Origin of the sequence: Orenia marismortui DSM 5156, assembly GCF_000379025.1 — a bacterium.
Taxonomy (GTDB): domain Bacteria; phylum Bacillota; class Halanaerobiia; order Halobacteroidales; family Halobacteroidaceae; genus Orenia; species Orenia marismortui.
This window is the reverse complement of the sequence record NZ_KB900618.1, coordinates 297,056-314,898: the sequence shown is the minus strand read 5'-3', so window position 1 is coordinate 314,898 and position 17,843 is coordinate 297,056. Positions and strand designations below refer to the sequence as shown.

Below are 17,843 nucleotides of genomic sequence, written 5' to 3'. Positions count from 1 at the left end.
AGTACTTGTTTTTATTGATTAAAAATAAGATAAGAGATTTGAGGATTAAAGAAAAAATCAACCTTAAAATTATTTTTATTAATACTATTATAAGTTTATAAATTAACCTATGAATTAATAATTACTAAACCACTTTATATATAATTGTCTTAATTTAATATATTTTTCCATTTGATGAAGGATATTCCGACATGTTATAGAAGTAGTACTAGTAGATTTACTAAATAAGAATATGAAATTATAGACTAAAAGATTTGAAGGGGGTTGTTGGTTATATCAAGTCAAGAAGAGTTACTAATAGATAAAGAAATTATAACTGGCTTATTAGAATCATCTCGTGATGGAATTATAATACTAGACTCTAGTGCAAAGATTATTTATAAAAATCAGCGTTTTATAGAAATGTACTCTTTTCTTGAAGATATTTCAGATCAAGATGATGCCTATAAACTGGCAAAAGAATTAAAAGAAAAGGTTAATAATTGTGATAAATTTATATCTAATATTGAAAATAGATTAGAACTTTCTACAGAGTATAGAGACTATCTTCATTTTAAAGATGGTAGGACCTGGGAGGTTAACTTTTATCCACTGCTAGTGAATAATCAGCAGAAAGGTCAGATTTTGAATTTTAGAGATATTAGTGATTGTGAGAATTTAAAATTAGATATAGAAATTAAAGATCAAGCAATAGAGAATTCCCTTAATGCCTTTTCATTTATAGATCTGGGAGGAAATATTCTTTATGCTAATAAACGCTGTTTAGAGATGTGGGGTTATGAGTTAGATCAGATATTAGGTAAGAACTCAATTTATTTTTGGGATGATAGAGAACAGTTAAAAGATAGAATAAGAACAATAGTTAATCAGGGAAGCTGGTATGGAGAAGCAGTTGCAAGAAGAAGTGATGGCTCTAAATTTGAAGTAGAAGTTTTTAGTAATCTAATAAGGGATGACAAAGGAAACCCTATTTTGTTATCAGCTACCTTTATAGACATTAGTCCAAGAAAAGAGGCAGAAAGGGAAAGAATAAAAAGCAAGCAACTATATCAAAAGTTAATAAAACTGTTACCAAGTGCAGTTTTTGTACATAGGAATAGGCAGTGTTTATATGCTAATGAAGCAGCTTTAGAATTAATGGGATATGATTCTTTAGAGGAAGCTATAGGTAGAAACTTTAGCGAATTATTAAATTTTAAGATTGATAATTATAAGGACTTTGAAGAGAGGTTAAAAGACTTAGAACAGGAAGAGCTATCTTTAGGATCTAATGAGTATATAGTTAACTTTAAGGATGGGCGAATAATGGAAGTTGAAACAATTTCATCATCTTTAGTATATAATGGTGAAAGATATATAACTACTGTGGTCCAAGATATAAGTGATCGTAAAGAAACACAAAGATTACAACAAGAGATCTTAAAGGAACAGATTAAGCTAGAAGAAGCTCAAGAATATGATAGATTAAAGACAGAGTTCTTCTCCAATATATCACATGACCTCAAGACACCTTTAAATATAATTTTGGGAGTAGTGGAATTATTAATGAAGAGCCATAAGGATAATGTTAATTGTCCTTATTATGATCAATTCACCAAATATACCAATATGATGAAGCAGAATTGTTATAGGCTTTTGAGATTACTTAATAATCTGCTAGATATTACTAGATTTGATGCAGGATCGATGAAATTAAACCTAAGTAATTATAATATAGTTTATTTAATTGAAGATATAGTCATGTCAATAGCACCTTATGCAGAGTCTCAGGGGATAGATCTAATCTTTGATACCAATGTTGAAGAAAGATTAATTGCTTGTGATCCTAGTAAGATAGAGAGAGTTATTTTAAATCTGTTATCTAATTCTTTTAAATTTACAGCGGAAGAGGATAGGATAGAAGTAAAGGTTATTGACCAGAAGGAAAGTATTGCAGTATGTGTTAAGGATACAGGAATGGGAATCCCAGAGGCAGAGCTGGATAAGCTATTTAATCGCTTTGAGCAAGTAGAGTCTGATTTTGATCCAAAATCGATTGGAAGTGGAGTAGGATTGGCTTTGGTAAAATCTATTGTTGAAGCACATAATGGTTATATAACGGTAGCTAGTAACTATAGAGAATGGACTGAATTTATTATCGAATTGCCAGTAAGGGTTATATCTGAAGATAAGCAATCTAAGAAAATATATAATAAAGCTGGAATTATAGAAAGGGCCAATATAGAATTTTCCGATATATATAATAAAGCTGATTTATAAGATATTATTATAGGTTATTTATATTCAGATTTAAAAAGAAATTATTATCTATTATTTTAGTAGGTTGATAGGAATATATATGTTATAGTATAATAAAAATATAAGAATTAATTAGATAAGGGAGAGATAATATGTTAGATCCAAGGGTAAAAGAATTAGCTAAAAATCTAATCAATTATTCGGTTGAATTAAAAGAGGGAGAAAAGATTTTGATTGAAGTCTTTGGTAGTGAAAATCCTTTAGCCAGAGAATTAGTTAAGGAAGCTTATCAAGTAGGGGCCTTACCTTTTGTAGAGGTTAATGATGAGTTGTTAAATAGAGAGCTGTTAATGAAAGCAAACTCAGAACAGTTAGAGGCACAAGCCAAGTATCATAAACTAAGAATGGAAGAGATGGATGCTTATATTGCTATTAGATCTGCTGAAAATATTACTCAAAATTCTGATGTACCAAGCGAGAATATGCAACTTTATATGGAGAAATTTCTTAAGCCTGTACATGGAGAAATTAGAGTACCAAATACCAAATGGTGTGTTTTAAGATATCCCAATCATTCAATGTCTCAATCTGCTAGTATGAGTACAGAAGCCTTCGAAGATTTTTACTTTGAGGTATGTAATTTAGATTATGCTCAGATGTCAAAAGCTATGGATAGCTTAGTAAAGTTAATGGAAGATACGGATAGAGTTAAGATTATAGGAGAAGGAACTAATTTAACCTTCTCAATCAAGGACATTCCAGCTATCAAATGTGATGGTAAGTTAAATATTCCCGATGGAGAGGTGTTTACTGCTCCAGTTAAAGATTCAGTTAATGGAGTATTAAGTTATAATACACCAGCAGTTTATCAAGGTTTTACATATGAGAATATTACTTTAGAGTTTAAGGATGGGAAGATAGTTAAGGCGACTGCTAATGATACTGAAAAGATAAATAAAGTATTTGATACTGATGAAGGTGCTCGTTATATTGGAGAATTTGCCATAGGGGTTAATCCTTATATTGAAAGAGCAATGAAGGATACTTTATTTGATGAGAAGATAAAAGGTAGTTTTCATTTTACTCCTGGAAAATGTTATGATGAAGCTAGTAATGGTAATAAATCTTCTATTCACTGGGATTTGGTCTGTATTCAAACTCCAGAGTATGGTGGAGGAGAGATATATTTTGATGATAGATTAATAAGAAAAGATGGAAAATTTGTCCTTCCAGAATTAGAGCTTTTAAATCCTGAAAATTTAAAATAAATTTTTAATGTGAAAAAGTAGCCTTTAAAGGCTACTTTTTCAATTTTTCATAAGCTTTAATTGACTCTTCAATTACTGATTTGCTTTCAGGTGATTTGATAAATTCTGCATGTATTTGAGCAAATTTTTCTCTAAATTCTTGATCATTCTTTAAAAAATGAGTAGCAGCCTCTGTTGCTAATAAGAACATCTTTAAAGTTTGATCATATTCTTCAATATCAGATTCCTTCATCTCTTCTAAGCTTTTATTCACCATTCCCAGAGACCATTCTGTCATTTTATTATCAAAGAACAGATTAATCACCTCACATTATTTATTATGTACTATTTATTATTCCAAATATTAGCTAAGCATATACGCTTAAAAGTCTTATCTAATGAATAGTTATAAGTGTAAGTCTAACTTTAGTAGTGAAGTTGTAAAGATAAAGCGACATTTTTAGCTTCTGGTTATTGGCTATTAGCTGCTGGCTTAGAGCTTATAAAAATAATACTAATAGCTAGAGGCTAAAAGCTAGTAGCTAGCGGCCAAAATATCACAATATACCTATAAAACCTCACTCTAAAGTTGGATAATTATATAGTATGGAGGAGATATAGTGGTTATTTTATGTAATAAAAAGTTTTTATCACTATTTTGTTCTTTGTTACTACTATTTTTTATTATAGGAAGTTTAATAAACTATATCTTCAAGGCAAGACCTATAGCAGTTTTTAGTAGAAAAGATCTAATAATAGCTAAGTCAATTGTAATTGATCCAGGCCATGGTGGAATAGATAGAGGTACATCTTATAAAGGGTTAATAGAAAAAGATATTAATTTAGATATAGCCAGAAGGTTAAGGAGTTTATTAAGTAAAAAAGGTGCTAAAGTTATAATGACCCGTTATCATGATATCTCTTTAGATCATCATAATAGAGCTTATAAAAGCAGACATAAGAGAGATTTAAAGGCTAGAGTAGATATAATTAATAATAAGAGATCTGACTTATTTATTAGTATTCATGTTAACTATTTCCCAGGTAAATTTCGAATTAGGGGGCCAATCCTTTTCTATCAGAAGGGAAGAAATCTTAGTAAACTCTTAGCCCAAAAAATACAGGATAGAATAAATCAAATTAATTATCAAGGGGTACAAATATCTCAGAATAATATTAGAGTAGGTGATTATTATATTTTAAATAATACTAAGGGATTGGGAGTGTTGGTCGAGGTAGGTTTTTTGAATAAGAAAATTGATAATTGGTTATTAACAGAGACCAAGTTTAAAGACATTTTAGTAGATAGCATTTATCAAGGAATTTTAGATTATTATCAAAAGTAATCTTATTTAAGGTGAAGCCTCATTATTATTTAGAATATTTTAGCTAAGATAAGTTAAACTAAATAAATATAAAATTGTAGAATTAGGGGGAAGGAAATGCATATTATTTATCATGATGTTGGTGGAGCACATTCAGTTGCAGTGGCTGCTGCTCTTCATTTAAATAAATTACCTGTGAATAATATTCCTACAAAAGAAGATATAATATCATTAGCTACTTTTGATAAGATAAAAAAGAAAGATATTGGCCATTTAATATACCAAGGTAAAGATGAATTTGCTAATCAGGTATATACTTTAGGTTATAAATATTCTAGCAAGATAGCTTTGCCTTTGCTGCAAGATACTTACGCTTTATTAGGAAAGAAAGATGATTTATTATTAATTGATACTAAGCCAACTATTAATTTTTTAATGAAGGTGGGAGGTTTTACATCTAGGGGTTTAGGGATAAGTTCTTTGGGTAGACCAATAGTGACTAGGGGAGTCTTAAAAGCTTATCCAAAGTTAGTAGAGTTGGTAAGTAATGTGAAGAGGAATTTGAAAGCTAAGAAATCTTAATTAATTGATCTGTAGATTTATCAAAAGCTAATATCTATTTTGCTTAATAGGAAAACTCACTACTTTTATTTAAATAAAAGTAGTGAGTTTTAAGGGTTAAGATAGTTTATCTTTTAGTTTTTGAAGCTTATCATTATTTAAGTTTAATCTATTCTTAAAATAATCTGTCATTAATTTTTCTAAGTTTTTATCTCTAAAATTTGCTCCTAACATTTCTTTGAAGGCATATTCAATTAGTTTTTCATCACGATATTCTCCTATTCCAAGATGATTAGATTTTTGGTAATCTATTACTATATCTTTCCATTCTGCTCCCATAAAGGCTGCCAAAATTGCTATAATGATTCCAGTTCTATCGGTTCCAATTCTACAATGAATTAGAAAAGGTGTTTTATTTCTAGGTTCAAGTATAAAGTTTATTATTCTGCGAATTAAATTAGAGAATTCATCAGAACCTGAAATATAATAAAACACATCATAATTATAGCCTTTATTTGTAAAGAGGATGTTAGCATTATCAAGCATATTTTTATAACATTTGAATTCAGCTGGAATACTTTCATTAGTATCTGAAAGGTTAATAATAGAATTTATATTTTTATCAGAAATTAATTCTTGAACCATAGTTATTCTTTGATCTTCTAAAGGGTGTTTTGGGCGTGATTTTTTAAATGGATGATAAGATCTGTATAAAGTATTTTTCCCCATATTACCTATAGTAATTTCTCTAAAGTTAGCTAATTCTTCATTTGAACTATAATCTATTTTATAATCTGATATTTTTTTATTAATATTTTTAATTTTTATTTTTATTTCATTATTATCTTCAAATAAAATTAAATTCTTATACCCCCCGCTATGTCCATCATAGAATTTTTTAGATAGTTGGAGATTTCTACTGGCATCTAAAAAGTATTTATTATTAACTACAAATCTAAATTCAGGATATCCAGAATTACCAGGGACATTGATATTTTTAATTTTCTCTTCTGTAGTCCATAACTCATCTTTTATCTTTGTTAATTCTAAGTTTGTCTTCCAAGCAGTAAAACTAGCATTTATAGATATCTTTTCTATAGAGATATCTTGTAATTGATTAGTATAAAATTTAGGATCAAATATAAAGGTGATTTTTTCATTTTCAATATAATAACCTATTACTCGGCTTTCTGTAGTAATATTTTTTTTGATTTTAATCAGCTCCTATTAATAGAATCTATTATCATTATATATTAGGGATTAGTTTTTTAAAACCTTTTCTTGAGCTTAGCTATTTTTATATTAAGTTATTAACTTCTGATTTATTAGAATAAGATATTTTGGAAAAATTAATAATATTACTAGATATAGAATATATTTTTAAAAAATAGCCAGGTATTATCAATTAATGAATTAAGATTATAAAGAATTTATCTCTAATAATTTATTTTAAGAATAAGTTTAGTGATAATTTATAAGAATTTATAGAATTAATATTTTAGAGAGGAAGGGAAATTATAAAAAAAGCTTAAATAATATACTTATGTAATAATTAAATTTTATTATTGGGAGGAATAACTATGATTAAGCATATTGTAATGTGGAAACTAAAAGAGTCTACAATAATGGGAGCAGAACAAGCAGAGAATGCTCAGAAGGCTAAAAAGATATTAGAAGGTTTAAAGGGAGAGATAGAAGAAATTAAGTTTATTGAAGTAGGGGTCAATCTTAATTCTTCTGAGGCAGCTTATGATTTAGTATTATATTCAGAGTTTGCTAGTGAAGAAGATCTAGAGAAATATCAGAAGGATCCAGCTCATTTGAAGGTGGCTGAATTTATAAGAGAAATAACTAAAGATAGAGCTGTAGTTGATTATAAGCTTTAAATTGCTAAGATAGATCTTATTTGAAGCAGTAATATAAGAAGTAGGAGTGATAAAATGACAAATATTATTTTTATTGCTGTTGCATTAGCTTTAGATGCTTTTGCAGTGGCGTTAGGTTTGGGATGTGGAAATCAATTAAGAGCCAAAGAAAAGTTTTTAATAGTACTTTCTTTTGGATTTTTCCAAGGATTATTTGCTATAATTGGGGCTCAATTAGGGAATTATATTAATAGTAATCTCTTTGATTTTGGCAATTACATAGGTGGAATTATTATATTAATAATTGGAATCTTATTTTTAAAAGAAGGTTATGAAAGTGATGATGCTTGTGTGTATATGGATTTTAGCCCTTGGACTTATATAATATTGGGGATAAGTGTAAGTATTGATGCTTTAGGTATTGGCTTTTCAGTGTTATATAATTTAAGTATAATTCCTATACTTAGTAATGGTACTACTATTGCAGTAATAACAGCTATATTAACTGCTCTTTCATTAATGATTGTTAAATATATTAAGAATTTTGGAATAGTTGAGAGATATGCTAATTATTTAGGAGGAGCTATTTTAGTTATCTTTGGACTTAATATGTTGATGGATATAATTTAAGAAATGATTAATTTAAACCCCTGTAGCTTATTAATAAGCTACAGGGGTTTTATTACTTATAGTTATCAGTTTATATAAATATCTGATCTTAGAATAAAATTCAAATATGCCCTTTATATCAATTTATAATTGAAAATATTTAATGCTTTACACCAAGATTCATCTTTTAAGCTCGTAGGTATAATTAAAAGAATAAAATCCAAGTTCTCTAATTAATAAAAAAACTGATACAATATTTATAAATTATTACTTAATATTTGGGGTTATATGGTTTTGATTATTAATGATCAATAATATATTGTAAATTACTAAAATATAAATTTATACCTGTCTAATCCTACTTTAGGATTATTTTTATGAAGGAAATCGTTTTCGTGAGTCGAATTAATTTATTAATAGATTATAAAAGGAGGACTTTAAATGGCGATTGATACACCTATTGAGTTAAGAAATCAGATTATTTATGAGGTTTATGTAAGAAATCACAGTGAAAATGGTACTTTTAATGATGTAATAGCAGATTTAGATAGAATTAAAGATTTAGGAACAGATATTTTGTGGTTAATGCCAATTCATCCTATTGGTCAGAAGAATAAAAAGGGAGAATTGGGTTGTCCTTATTCTATTAAAGACTATAAAGCTATTAATCCAGAATATGGTACTTTAGATGATTTTAAGAATTTAATAGATCAAGCACATAATCTAGATATGAAGGTTATGATTGATGTTGTATATAATCATACTTCTCATGATTCTAAATTATTTGAAGATCACCCTGAATGGTTTTATAGAAGGTCTGATGATCAAGTTGGAAATAAGGTTGGCGATTGGTATGATGTTATAGACTTAGATTATAAAAATAAAGAATTATGGGATTATCAAATTGATGTGCTTAAATATTGGGTAGAAATTGGAGTAGATGGTTTTCGCTGTGATGTAGCACCAATGTTGCCCCTTGAATTTTGGAAAAGGGCTAGAAAAGAGGTTGCTCAACTAAGAGGAGGTATAATATGGTTGGCTGAAAGTATAGAACCTGATTTTCTTAAAGCATTAAGAAAGAATGGTTTTGTAGGATTATCTGATTCAGAAGTTTATCAAGCCTTTGATGTGAGTTATGATTATGATACTTTCTTGTATTTTAAAAAATATATGGAAGGTAAAATTTCCTTTGGACAATATATAGATAAAGTTAAAGCACAAGAATACATTTATCCAGATAACTATGTAAAGATGAGATTTATCGAAAATCATGACCAAGCAAGAGCAAGAAAGTGGTTTATGGTGGAAGAAGATTTAGTTAATTGGACTGCTTTTTACTACTTTCAACAAGGTTTAACTTTGATTCATGGAGGTCAAGAGACTGAAGAAGATAGTACTCCAAGCTTATTTGATCATGATCCAATAGAGTGGGATTTACTAAATGAAGATTATGTTGATTTATTAAAAACTTTAGGAAGGATAAAAGAGGATAAAATCTTTGCTGAAGGATATTATGAAATCTTAGATTCAAGTAAGCCTGGGGTAGTAGTTGCTAGTTATGAACAAGATAGTAAATTGATCTTAGGAGTATTCAATTTAGAACATAAATCTGGTCATATCACTTTAGCTATTCCAGATGGTAAGTATAAATCGTTGCTAGATAATAAAATAGTTAAAGTCAAAGATTCTAAGTTAAAGTTAGGAGTAAAGCCTATAATTTTTAAAGTAAATGTTGATAAAGATGATGATAAAGTGATGTTAAGTGAGTTATAAATTAGATAAAAAGATCTGTGAGAATTCAAATTCTCACAGATCTTTTTATACGCTAGTGCTGCTTAATGGGGATAAAGAGACACTTTTAGGTGCTAGGTGATAGGTCATAGGGGATAGTAAGGTCTTCCTACCTCCCATTTCCTAACGCCTAACTCCGAAAATGTCACTTTATCTATCTTAAACGATACTTGCTTATTGCTAGAGATCTAATTTAAAGCTCTAAAAAATAAATAGACTAGTTTTGAGATATAAAAAGGTTTTTACTAGTGAGTATTGAAATATGGTATCATAATAAAATTTTGTCATATAAGACTTTAAATTGCAATTTATCTTTATTTTATATATTTTAGAATCATTATCTTTAAAATTAAAATTTTGTTATATGCTAAGAAAGAAGGTGATTATTATATTAGCAAAATTAAAAGATGAAATAAGATCTTTAATGTTTATATTTAAAGGGGGTAATAACTTTAATAATAAAAATATTAGAGATAAAGATTTTAGATTTTATATTTTTTCAAATTATGTATATTTACTTTGTTTAGGGATACATTTTCTGATGATATTGTTATTTGCCTTTTTAAATATAAAGATAATGACAATCTTTAATATATTTAGCTGTTTAGTTTATATCTTTAATCTAATAATAAATTGTAAAGCTAAGCTTAGTTTGGCTTATCATATCACTATATTCGAAATTATTTCCCATTCATTTTTGGCGACGGTCTGTTTTGGATGGGAAAGTAACTTTTATCTTTATTCAATTGGGCTAATTATCTTCACAATGTTCTCAACTTTTTTGAAGTTAAAAGTGAAGATTATTGAAGTTTTATTAATTACAATTACACTTAGCATATCATATATAATAACAGCTGATTATTCTATTTTATATAGATTAAGTAGAGTAACAGTGGTTAATATCGGATTGGCTAATATAATATTAAGTATCTTGGGAATGTCTTTTATAATTTATAGATATTATAAGGCGACTGAAAAACTTAATGAAGAATTGAGAAAGATTTCTGAAATTGATGGTCTTACTGGTGCATATAATAGAATGTTTTTTGATCAATCACTAAAAGATTTAGTAGAGGATATATTAGAAGAAAATAAATCATCCTCAAAAATTAACTTAGGGATAGCGATTATTGATATAGATGATTTTAAGAGAATAAATGATATTTATGGCCATATTGTTGGAGATAGTGTATTGAAGAAGGTTGTTGAAATAATGAAAGAATCTACTTCTTCCAAAGATTTAGTTTGTAGATATGGTGGTGAAGAGTTTGCAATATTATTTTTGAAGTCATCTAGGAGAAGAGTCTTAAAGGCTATTAGAGATATTAGAGTAGGAATTGAAGACTGTGAATTTGATTTTAATGATAAAAGTATTAGAGGTCATGTGACAGTAAGTATAGGTTTGGCTGGTTTTGAAGATTTTTATACTAATGATCCATTGACAATATTAAACCTTGCAGATCAAAGGTTGTATCAGGCTAAGAATAGAGGGAAAAATAAAGTTGTATCTAGCTGAATAATAGTAATAAAAAGCTCCTAATTAGGAGCTTTTTATTTTTTTAACTTAGCATTAAGGGTAGAATATATTTGATGGAGTATGGAAGGGCAATTTAGCTAATAATAAAAATAACAATAATTATGGGAGTTGATATTTGATGAAGAAATTACGAATTGGCATAGTTGGATGTGGATTGGCTTGGGAGAGGTTACATTATCCAGCCTATGAACAACTTCAGGATAAATATGATATAGTATCTTGTTCAGATGTGAATTTAGAGCAAGCTATTAAAGCAACCCAGATGGTAAATATTAGCCAAGACAAGGCTTACAAAGATTATCGTGAAATGATTAATCATGAAAATTTAGATGCTGTAGATATTACAGTACCTATACCAGATAATTTCTCGGTATCGAAGGATATTGCTAAAACAGGAATTGATATAATTTGTGAAAAACCTTTGGCTACTAATCTAGAAGATGCCAGAGAATATAGTAATTTCTCTAAAAAATATGGCAATAATATTATGATTGCAGAAAATTTTAGATATAATGAGGAGAATAATATAATTAAGAATTTAATCGAGCAAAAAAAGATTGGTGATATTATCTATTTTATTAGTAATTATGTAGTTAACTTTCCTCAAGAGATGATAGCTGATAGTTTTGCTGCTAAAGAATGGAGACAGCACCCTGATTTTCCTGGAGGGAGATTATTAGATGGAGCTATTCATAATTTAGCAGGTCTTCGCCATATCTTTGGAGCAATTGATAGTTTACATGCTTTTGGAAGTCCCCAAGAAGAAGAGTATATGCCTTATCGTTCAGCTAATATTAATATGCAATTTAAGAGTGGAGTTATAGGACATTTTGCTTATTTCCCAAGTGGAATTGAAGCTCAAAAACCTTTAATTGGAAGCAGAATTTTTGGAACTAAAGGTATGATTTATTTAGAAGAAAGAAGCTGTGAAGTTGTTAATGTATTTTATAATAATGGAGGTTCAGAACAGATATCCTACAAAGCTAATCAAGGTTTTTATAATGAATTATTAAACTTTTATAAAGCTTTTGTTAATCAGGAGGATATTTCTGTAACTCCAGATGTAGAACTATGGGATTTAAAGACAATATTAGCTATTTTAAAATCTATTGAAGAAAAGAAAGTAGTAAAAGTAGATGACAACTTATTAGAAAAGATTAAGGTATTATAATTGTGATAGAAGTATAGAAATAGATATAAGTAGAAATCAGAGTAAGTAAATCAATTGGGAGAATAGTAATATTAATATTACTATTCTCATAAAGTATGAAAGGCTTATGATTAAAGATAGAGTTATTTTTACTGCAAAAAGTAATATTTTTAAACAGTTAAGAGTAAACTTATATAGAAAACCATAACTAATATTAGTTATTTAGATAAAAGTTGTATAATTATATTTCTTCATACATGGTGGAGATGTCTTATGAAGTTAGTTACTCTATTCTAGATAGCCAATTTCAAAGTGGAATTTAAGATAGATAATGCTACAGTTTGGGAGTTAGGTGTTAGGAAGATTTTACTACCACCTACTAACCTATGACCTATCACCTAAAAATCTAACTTTATACTCCATAACTTCATATTTAAATTTTCTTCCAAATTAGATGCTTTTAGTTTTTTATTTGTTTAGTAGATTATAGATAGTCTTCAAGATAAAGGTTTTCAGATTAATTATCTATAATTATTTCAGTATATTAGGAGGTTAGAATAAAATGATAGAAAGTTTGCAGAAGTACTTAAATCAAAATGATTTATCTACTAATTTTTTTAGAAGTAGTAGTTTAGCCCAAAAAAAGAGGATAACTAACAATTTAGTAAAAAATATTGAAAGTAAATATTCAATCCCTGATAAATATAATGTAAATAATATTCATCTAGGATTAAAGAACCCTATGACAGCTTATATTTATTGGGAGTATACTTTTGATAGAATTAATAAAACTTTATTTAAAGCTGGTTATGAAGATATTAGAGAAGTAGTTTTATTATTAAGAGTTTATAGTATAGATAGAAATAATAAGGTTGAAAAATATAATGATATTAGAGTTGAATTAGATGATAGTAATCTTTATTTAGATGATTTAAAAGTAGACCATAGTTATACAGTTGAATTAGGAATATTAAACTCAGAAGAGAAGTTCTTTCCTATAATTAAATCTAATCAGATTGACTTATAGTCTTATAGAATAAATAACTATAGATTAAGGATTAAGATAAAAGCACTCAGCTGAGTGCTTTTATTATTTCTTTATTGCAGAATTTTTGAGAATATTAATCAGTTTTCTTTAAAAGAGAGATTCTTATACTTATATTATAACAAATTGTTAGGTAAGAGTTACAAGTGACTATCGTCTTATACAGAAAATCAATTATTCTCTTCAAAATTAGATTAGAGAATTTGGGTATTATTAAAAGATGCAGGAAAAATCAAATCTTTAGTGAAATTAAAAGAATAAAGAAAGTTAGACATTTCTTGTTTAGAATATCGAATTGGACTATGATAAATTTTATGATTAATTTTTAGAGTGCTCAGCTCTGGATATAATAAATATAAGGAGGAGATAAGATGAAAATAGTTGTGATTGGTGGAGTTGCAGCTGGAACCAGTGCAGCTGCACGTGCTAAAAGATTAAATCCAGATGCAGAAATTATCATTTTTGAAAGAGACAGTGATATTTCTTATTCAGGATGTGGATTGCCATATTATATTTCTAATATTGTTGAAGAACGTGATGATATTATTATTTATACCCCAGAGCGATTTGAAGCTAAGAAAGGTGCAAAAGTAAAAGCACAACATTCTGTTGAAGATATATTAGTAGATAGCAAAGAGGTTATAGTTAAAGATTTACTTAAAAATAAAGAGAAGAAGCTAAAGTATGATAAGTTATTAATTGCTACAGGAGCAAGTTCAATTATTCCACCATTACCGGGAGTAGGGTTAGATAATATTTTTTCTTTGCGTAATGTACATGATGCCGATAAAATTGTTGATTTTATAGAAGTAAATAACCCTAAGAAAGCTGTAGTTATTGGTGGAGGATATATAGGATTAGAATTGACTGAAAGTTTATTAGAACAGAATATAGATGTTTCAGTAGTAGAAAAAGCAGAACAAATTTTAACTAATTTTGATAGTGATATGGCAGATATAGTGTTAGAACATTTAAAAGAAAAGGGTGTAGAAGTTATTACTGGTGATGGTATAACAGAGTTTAAGGGTGAAGAGAATGTAGAACAAGTCTTGACTGAATCTGGAAAAGAATTAGACTGTGACTTTGTTGTTATGTCAATAGGTGTCAAGCCTAATGTAGAACTTGCCCAAAAAGCAGGTGTGGAGTTGGGTGAAACTGGAGCAATTAAGGTCAATTCAAGAATGGAAACTTCTGTTTCTGATATCTATGCTGCTGGTGATTGTGTAGAAAGCACTCATTTATTAACTGGAAATCCAGTTTGGATTCCTCTAGGATCTACTGCTAATAAGCAAGGTAGAGTAGCAGGAAGTACTATGATGGGGGTAGAAGGTAAATTTCACGGGGTATTAGGAACAGCAATTAGCAAAGTCTGTGATTTAGCAGTTGCTAGAACTGGTCTGACTTTTGCTGAAGCAGAAGCTGAAGGATATGAAGTAGTTAGTTCTGTAATTAAATCTGGAAATCATTCAGGTTATTATCCGAATTATAATAAATTCACGGTAAAATTAATTGTGGAGAAAGATAGTGGTATCATCTTGGGAGCACAGGTAATAGGGGATGCTAAATTTGCTGGAGTAGATAAGAGAATAGATATCTTAGTTACTGCAATTCATAATCAAATGAAAGCTTTAGAGTTGATAGATTTAGATTTAGCTTATGCACCACCTTTTTCTATACCAAAGGATGGAGTAATGGTAGCAGGAATTGTGGCAGATAAGCAAAGAAATAAATAATCTTAAAGAAGATATGAGTATTTATACTCATATCTTTTTTATTTTTTAAGCTTATCTATGGCTATAAGGTAAGCTGCTTATTATCTAAGCTTCTATAAGCAGAGCTATTATCATATACTTTATATTAATAATTAAAGTTATAATTTTAGTTAATCAGGTAGAGAAGATAAGATTTTTAGTAACACATAATATTTATATAAATATTATATAGTATCTCATAAAAAGGGGGACTATAATTGGATTATGATAATCAAGTTTTGATAGAATTATTAGAACCCCTGCAATGGAAGGGGATAGTTACTATTATATTAAAAGCAGGATCAGAATTGAGTGAATATACAGGTACTATATCTGAGATAATAAATGACTATTATCTTGTATTAATTGATGACAGTGAAAGAGTAATTTGTATTCCGATAAATTGTATATATAAGGTAATTTATTATGCAGATGATCATAAATTTGTTGTTTTTGAAAAAATATTAAAGGAGGATACTAATATCTTGAATTAATCATTAATTTACAAGATAATATTTTTTTGTTATAATATTTATAATCACTAAATATTATAATGATAAAATAATCGGAGGTAAACTATGGAATTAAAAGATGAAACTAAAGAGATTGATTATCTTATTCGTAATATGAACAAATTACTTTCTCAATATACTAAAGAGCAATTAATCAATAAAGGATTAACCCTACCACGTTTCAAAACTTTATGGATGATTGCTAAATTAGAACCGGTTAATATGAGTCAGTTACATGAAGAAATGTATATCGCTAATAGTACTTTAACTGTAATTGTTGATCGTTTAGTTGAAGATGAATTAGTAAGAAGGTATAGAAGTCCTAAAGATAGAAGGGTAGTACTCTTAGAAGTTAAAGCTAAAGGAAAAGAGTGCTTAGAGAAGATATTAGATATTAGACAATTATTTCTAGAAGAGGGTATAAAATTATTGACTAAAGAAGAGCAGGGAAATTTAATTAAAACACTAAACAAAGTTTATAATTGTATTTATGAGAAGATGGAGGAAAGAAAGGGCTGAGATTATGGTAGAATTAACAGAAAATTATACTGAAAAAGAAATGAGAATTAGAATATTAAAATTGGCGTGGCCAGCAGTTTTACGTATGTTTTTGCAAAGTGTAGTAGGGATAGTAGATGTAATGATGATTGGTAGTTTAGGCGCTGCTGCATTGGCTGCAGTTGATATGAGTAATAGATTGATGTTTGTTTTAATAGGTGCTTTAACAGCTTTGACAATTGGTTCTACTGCATTAGTAGCTCGTTATACAGGGGCTAAAAATCAAGAGAAGGCTAATCAAGTAATTGTCCAATCTATAGTTAGTGGTATTATATTATCTACTCTACTAGCAGTTTTAGGTATCATCTTTGCTGAGGATTTATTAAGATTAATGATGATTTTGATGGAGGAAGTAGATAACTTTGTTCTAAGAAATGGTAGTGTATATTTGAAAATTGTTTTTGCTTCTATGATATTTGGCCTACCACTAATGATTATTAATGCACTTTTGCAGGGGATTGGAGATATGAAAACTCCATTATATATTATGGTAGTTACTAATATTATTAATACAGTCTGTAATTATCTTTTAATCTTTGGTATTGGATTCTTCCCTGAATTAGGTGTAGCAGGTGCTGCTATAGGAACTGCATTAGGTAGAGTAGTGGGAGCATTAATTGGATTTGGAGTATTAATTCATGGAAAAGCAGGTATAAAAATAGATCTTAGTAAAGTTAAATTCAAATTAGACTTAAAGGTTATTAAGGATATCTTTATTATTGGTATTCCAGCATCGATTGAACAATTAATTAGACAAGGTAGCCAGATTGTATATACACTTTTAATTGCTGGTTTGGGTACTATTACAGTTGCAGCTAATGCTATTATTATGAATGGACAGATGATTCCAATTATGATTGGTTTTGGATTTTCAATGGCTGCTACTACCTTAGTTGGTCAAAGCTTAGGTGCCCAAAAAGAAGAGTTGGCCAAGGAGTATGGAAAGCAGACTGCATATTTGACTATGATTATCATGGGGGTGATATCTATACCAATGTTTATTTGGACTACCCCGATTATTAAGTTATTTTCAGATAATCTAAGTGTAGTTAGTATTGCTAAGCCAGCGATGAAGATTAGTATCTTAATGCAACCGGTCTTTGCTATTTTAATGGTTATTTCTGGTGCTTTAAGAGGAGCTGGAGATACTAAGTGGACAATGTATATTATTGCTATTGGAAACTGGGGAGTAAGGATGTTATTAAGCTTATTATTAGGCTATTATTTAGGTTATGGCTTGATAGGTTTCTGGATTGCCATGGTAATAGATATAGGAGTTAGAACAGTTCTAATTATGTGGCGTTATAGTTCAGATAAGTGGCAAGAAATACAGGGGAATCGAGAAAAAACAAAATTAGTTGCTTAGCATATATAATTTGATCAGATTTTGATTAGCGAGTTAATCTTTATAGGATAAATAAAATGAGCTTATTATTTGTTATATAGCTATAAATATAAAGCAGAAAAAGAAGTAGATCATAATTATGATCTACTTCTTTTTTTGTGTAACTATAACTAATTTTTGACCAAGTAAATTTATTTTAGTATAAATTAGCTGGGTTGTGATATTTATCACAACATAAATGATCTAGATATGCTATGATATGATTGTGAAAGGTAGAACAAAGTCTTTTCTGGTTTTGAATTCTTTTTA

Annotated in this window: 16 protein-coding genes; 14 read left to right on the top strand and 2 right to left on the bottom strand. The window is 28.5% G+C overall.

Annotated elements, in window-relative coordinates; translation table 11 throughout:
- Positions 1-267 precede the first annotated feature (267 nt).
- Positions 268-2,259 carry a sensor histidine kinase gene (locus OREMA_RS18315; protein WP_018248651.1) on the top strand — a complete coding sequence of 664 codons (1,992 nt, stop codon included), beginning with the start codon at positions 268-270 and terminating at the stop codon, positions 2,257-2,259.
- Between the two features lie 131 nt (positions 2,260-2,390).
- On the top strand, positions 2,391-3,506 hold the full coding sequence (locus OREMA_RS0107490) for an aminopeptidase (protein WP_018248650.1): 1,116 nt from the start codon (positions 2,391-2,393) through the stop codon (positions 3,504-3,506).
- 31 nt (positions 3,507-3,537) lie between these two features.
- On the opposite strand, the gene OREMA_RS0107485 is transcribed toward OREMA_RS0107490, so the two are convergent.
- The gene (locus OREMA_RS0107485) at positions 3,538-3,762 is read right to left on the bottom strand and encodes a hypothetical protein (RefSeq protein ID WP_244871494.1); all 225 of its coding nucleotides are present in this window, start codon (positions 3,760-3,762) and stop codon (positions 3,538-3,540) included.
- Between the two features lie 343 nt (positions 3,763-4,105).
- Between OREMA_RS0107485 and OREMA_RS0107480 the strand changes: the two genes are divergently transcribed.
- Together OREMA_RS0107480 and OREMA_RS0107475 are read left to right on the top strand one after the other, a co-directional pair.
- On the top strand, positions 4,106-4,831 hold the full coding sequence (locus OREMA_RS0107480; protein WP_018248648.1) for an N-acetylmuramoyl-L-alanine amidase: 726 nt from the start codon (positions 4,106-4,108) through the stop codon (positions 4,829-4,831).
- Between the two features lie 96 nt (positions 4,832-4,927).
- Positions 4,928-5,392, top strand: coding sequence for a DUF3189 family protein (locus OREMA_RS0107475; RefSeq protein ID WP_018248647.1), 465 nt, complete (start codon positions 4,928-4,930; stop codon positions 5,390-5,392).
- Between the two features lie 96 nt (positions 5,393-5,488).
- Here OREMA_RS0107475 and OREMA_RS0107470 read toward each other — a convergent pair whose 3' ends face one another.
- Positions 5,489-6,115: a tyrosine-protein phosphatase gene (locus OREMA_RS0107470; RefSeq protein ID WP_407667765.1), complete on the bottom strand. Its 627-nt coding sequence runs from the start codon at positions 6,113-6,115 to the stop codon at positions 5,489-5,491.
- 836 nt (positions 6,116-6,951) lie between these two features.
- Between OREMA_RS0107470 and OREMA_RS0107465 the strand changes: the two genes are divergently transcribed.
- From OREMA_RS0107465 to OREMA_RS0107420, 10 genes are all read left to right on the top strand, one after another.
- A complete protein-coding gene (locus OREMA_RS0107465) occupies positions 6,952-7,257 on the top strand; it encodes a Dabb family protein (RefSeq protein ID WP_018248645.1) in 306 nt (101 codons plus the stop codon).
- 54 nt (positions 7,258-7,311) lie between these two features.
- A complete protein-coding gene (locus OREMA_RS0107460; RefSeq protein WP_018248644.1) occupies positions 7,312-7,866 on the top strand; it encodes a manganese efflux pump MntP in 555 nt (184 codons plus the stop codon).
- A gap of 420 nt (positions 7,867-8,286) precedes the next feature.
- Positions 8,287-9,618, top strand: coding sequence for an alpha-amylase family glycosyl hydrolase (locus OREMA_RS0107455; protein ID WP_018248643.1), 1,332 nt, complete (start codon positions 8,287-8,289; stop codon positions 9,616-9,618).
- A gap of 811 nt (positions 9,619-10,429) precedes the next feature.
- Positions 10,430-11,152 carry a GGDEF domain-containing protein gene (locus OREMA_RS19050; RefSeq protein WP_169331533.1) on the top strand — a complete coding sequence of 241 codons (723 nt, stop codon included), beginning with the start codon at positions 10,430-10,432 and terminating at the stop codon, positions 11,150-11,152.
- Positions 11,153-11,291: 139 nt separating this feature from the next.
- On the top strand, positions 11,292-12,344 hold the full coding sequence (locus OREMA_RS0107445) for a Gfo/Idh/MocA family protein (RefSeq protein ID WP_018248641.1): 1,053 nt from the start codon (positions 11,292-11,294) through the stop codon (positions 12,342-12,344).
- Between the two features lie 541 nt (positions 12,345-12,885).
- Entirely contained in the window at positions 12,886-13,350 is a 465-nt protein-coding gene (locus OREMA_RS0107440) for a DUF4912 domain-containing protein (RefSeq protein WP_018248640.1), read from the top strand.
- A 389-nt stretch (positions 13,351-13,739) separates the two neighbouring features.
- Positions 13,740-15,101, top strand: a complete 1,362-nt coding sequence (locus OREMA_RS0107435; protein WP_018248639.1) for an FAD-dependent oxidoreductase — start codon at positions 13,740-13,742, stop codon at positions 15,099-15,101.
- Between the two features lie 236 nt (positions 15,102-15,337).
- Entirely contained in the window at positions 15,338-15,613 is a 276-nt protein-coding gene (locus OREMA_RS0107430; RefSeq protein WP_018248638.1) for a hypothetical protein, read from the top strand.
- A gap of 84 nt (positions 15,614-15,697) precedes the next feature.
- Positions 15,698-16,150: a MarR family winged helix-turn-helix transcriptional regulator gene (locus OREMA_RS0107425; RefSeq protein WP_018248637.1), complete on the top strand. Its 453-nt coding sequence runs from the start codon at positions 15,698-15,700 to the stop codon at positions 16,148-16,150.
- A 4-nt stretch (positions 16,151-16,154) separates the two neighbouring features.
- Complete coding sequence (locus tag OREMA_RS0107420) at positions 16,155-17,555, top strand: MATE family efflux transporter (RefSeq protein ID WP_018248636.1); 1,401 nt, start codon at positions 16,155-16,157, stop codon at positions 17,553-17,555.
- Positions 17,556-17,843: the final 288 nt, after the last annotated feature.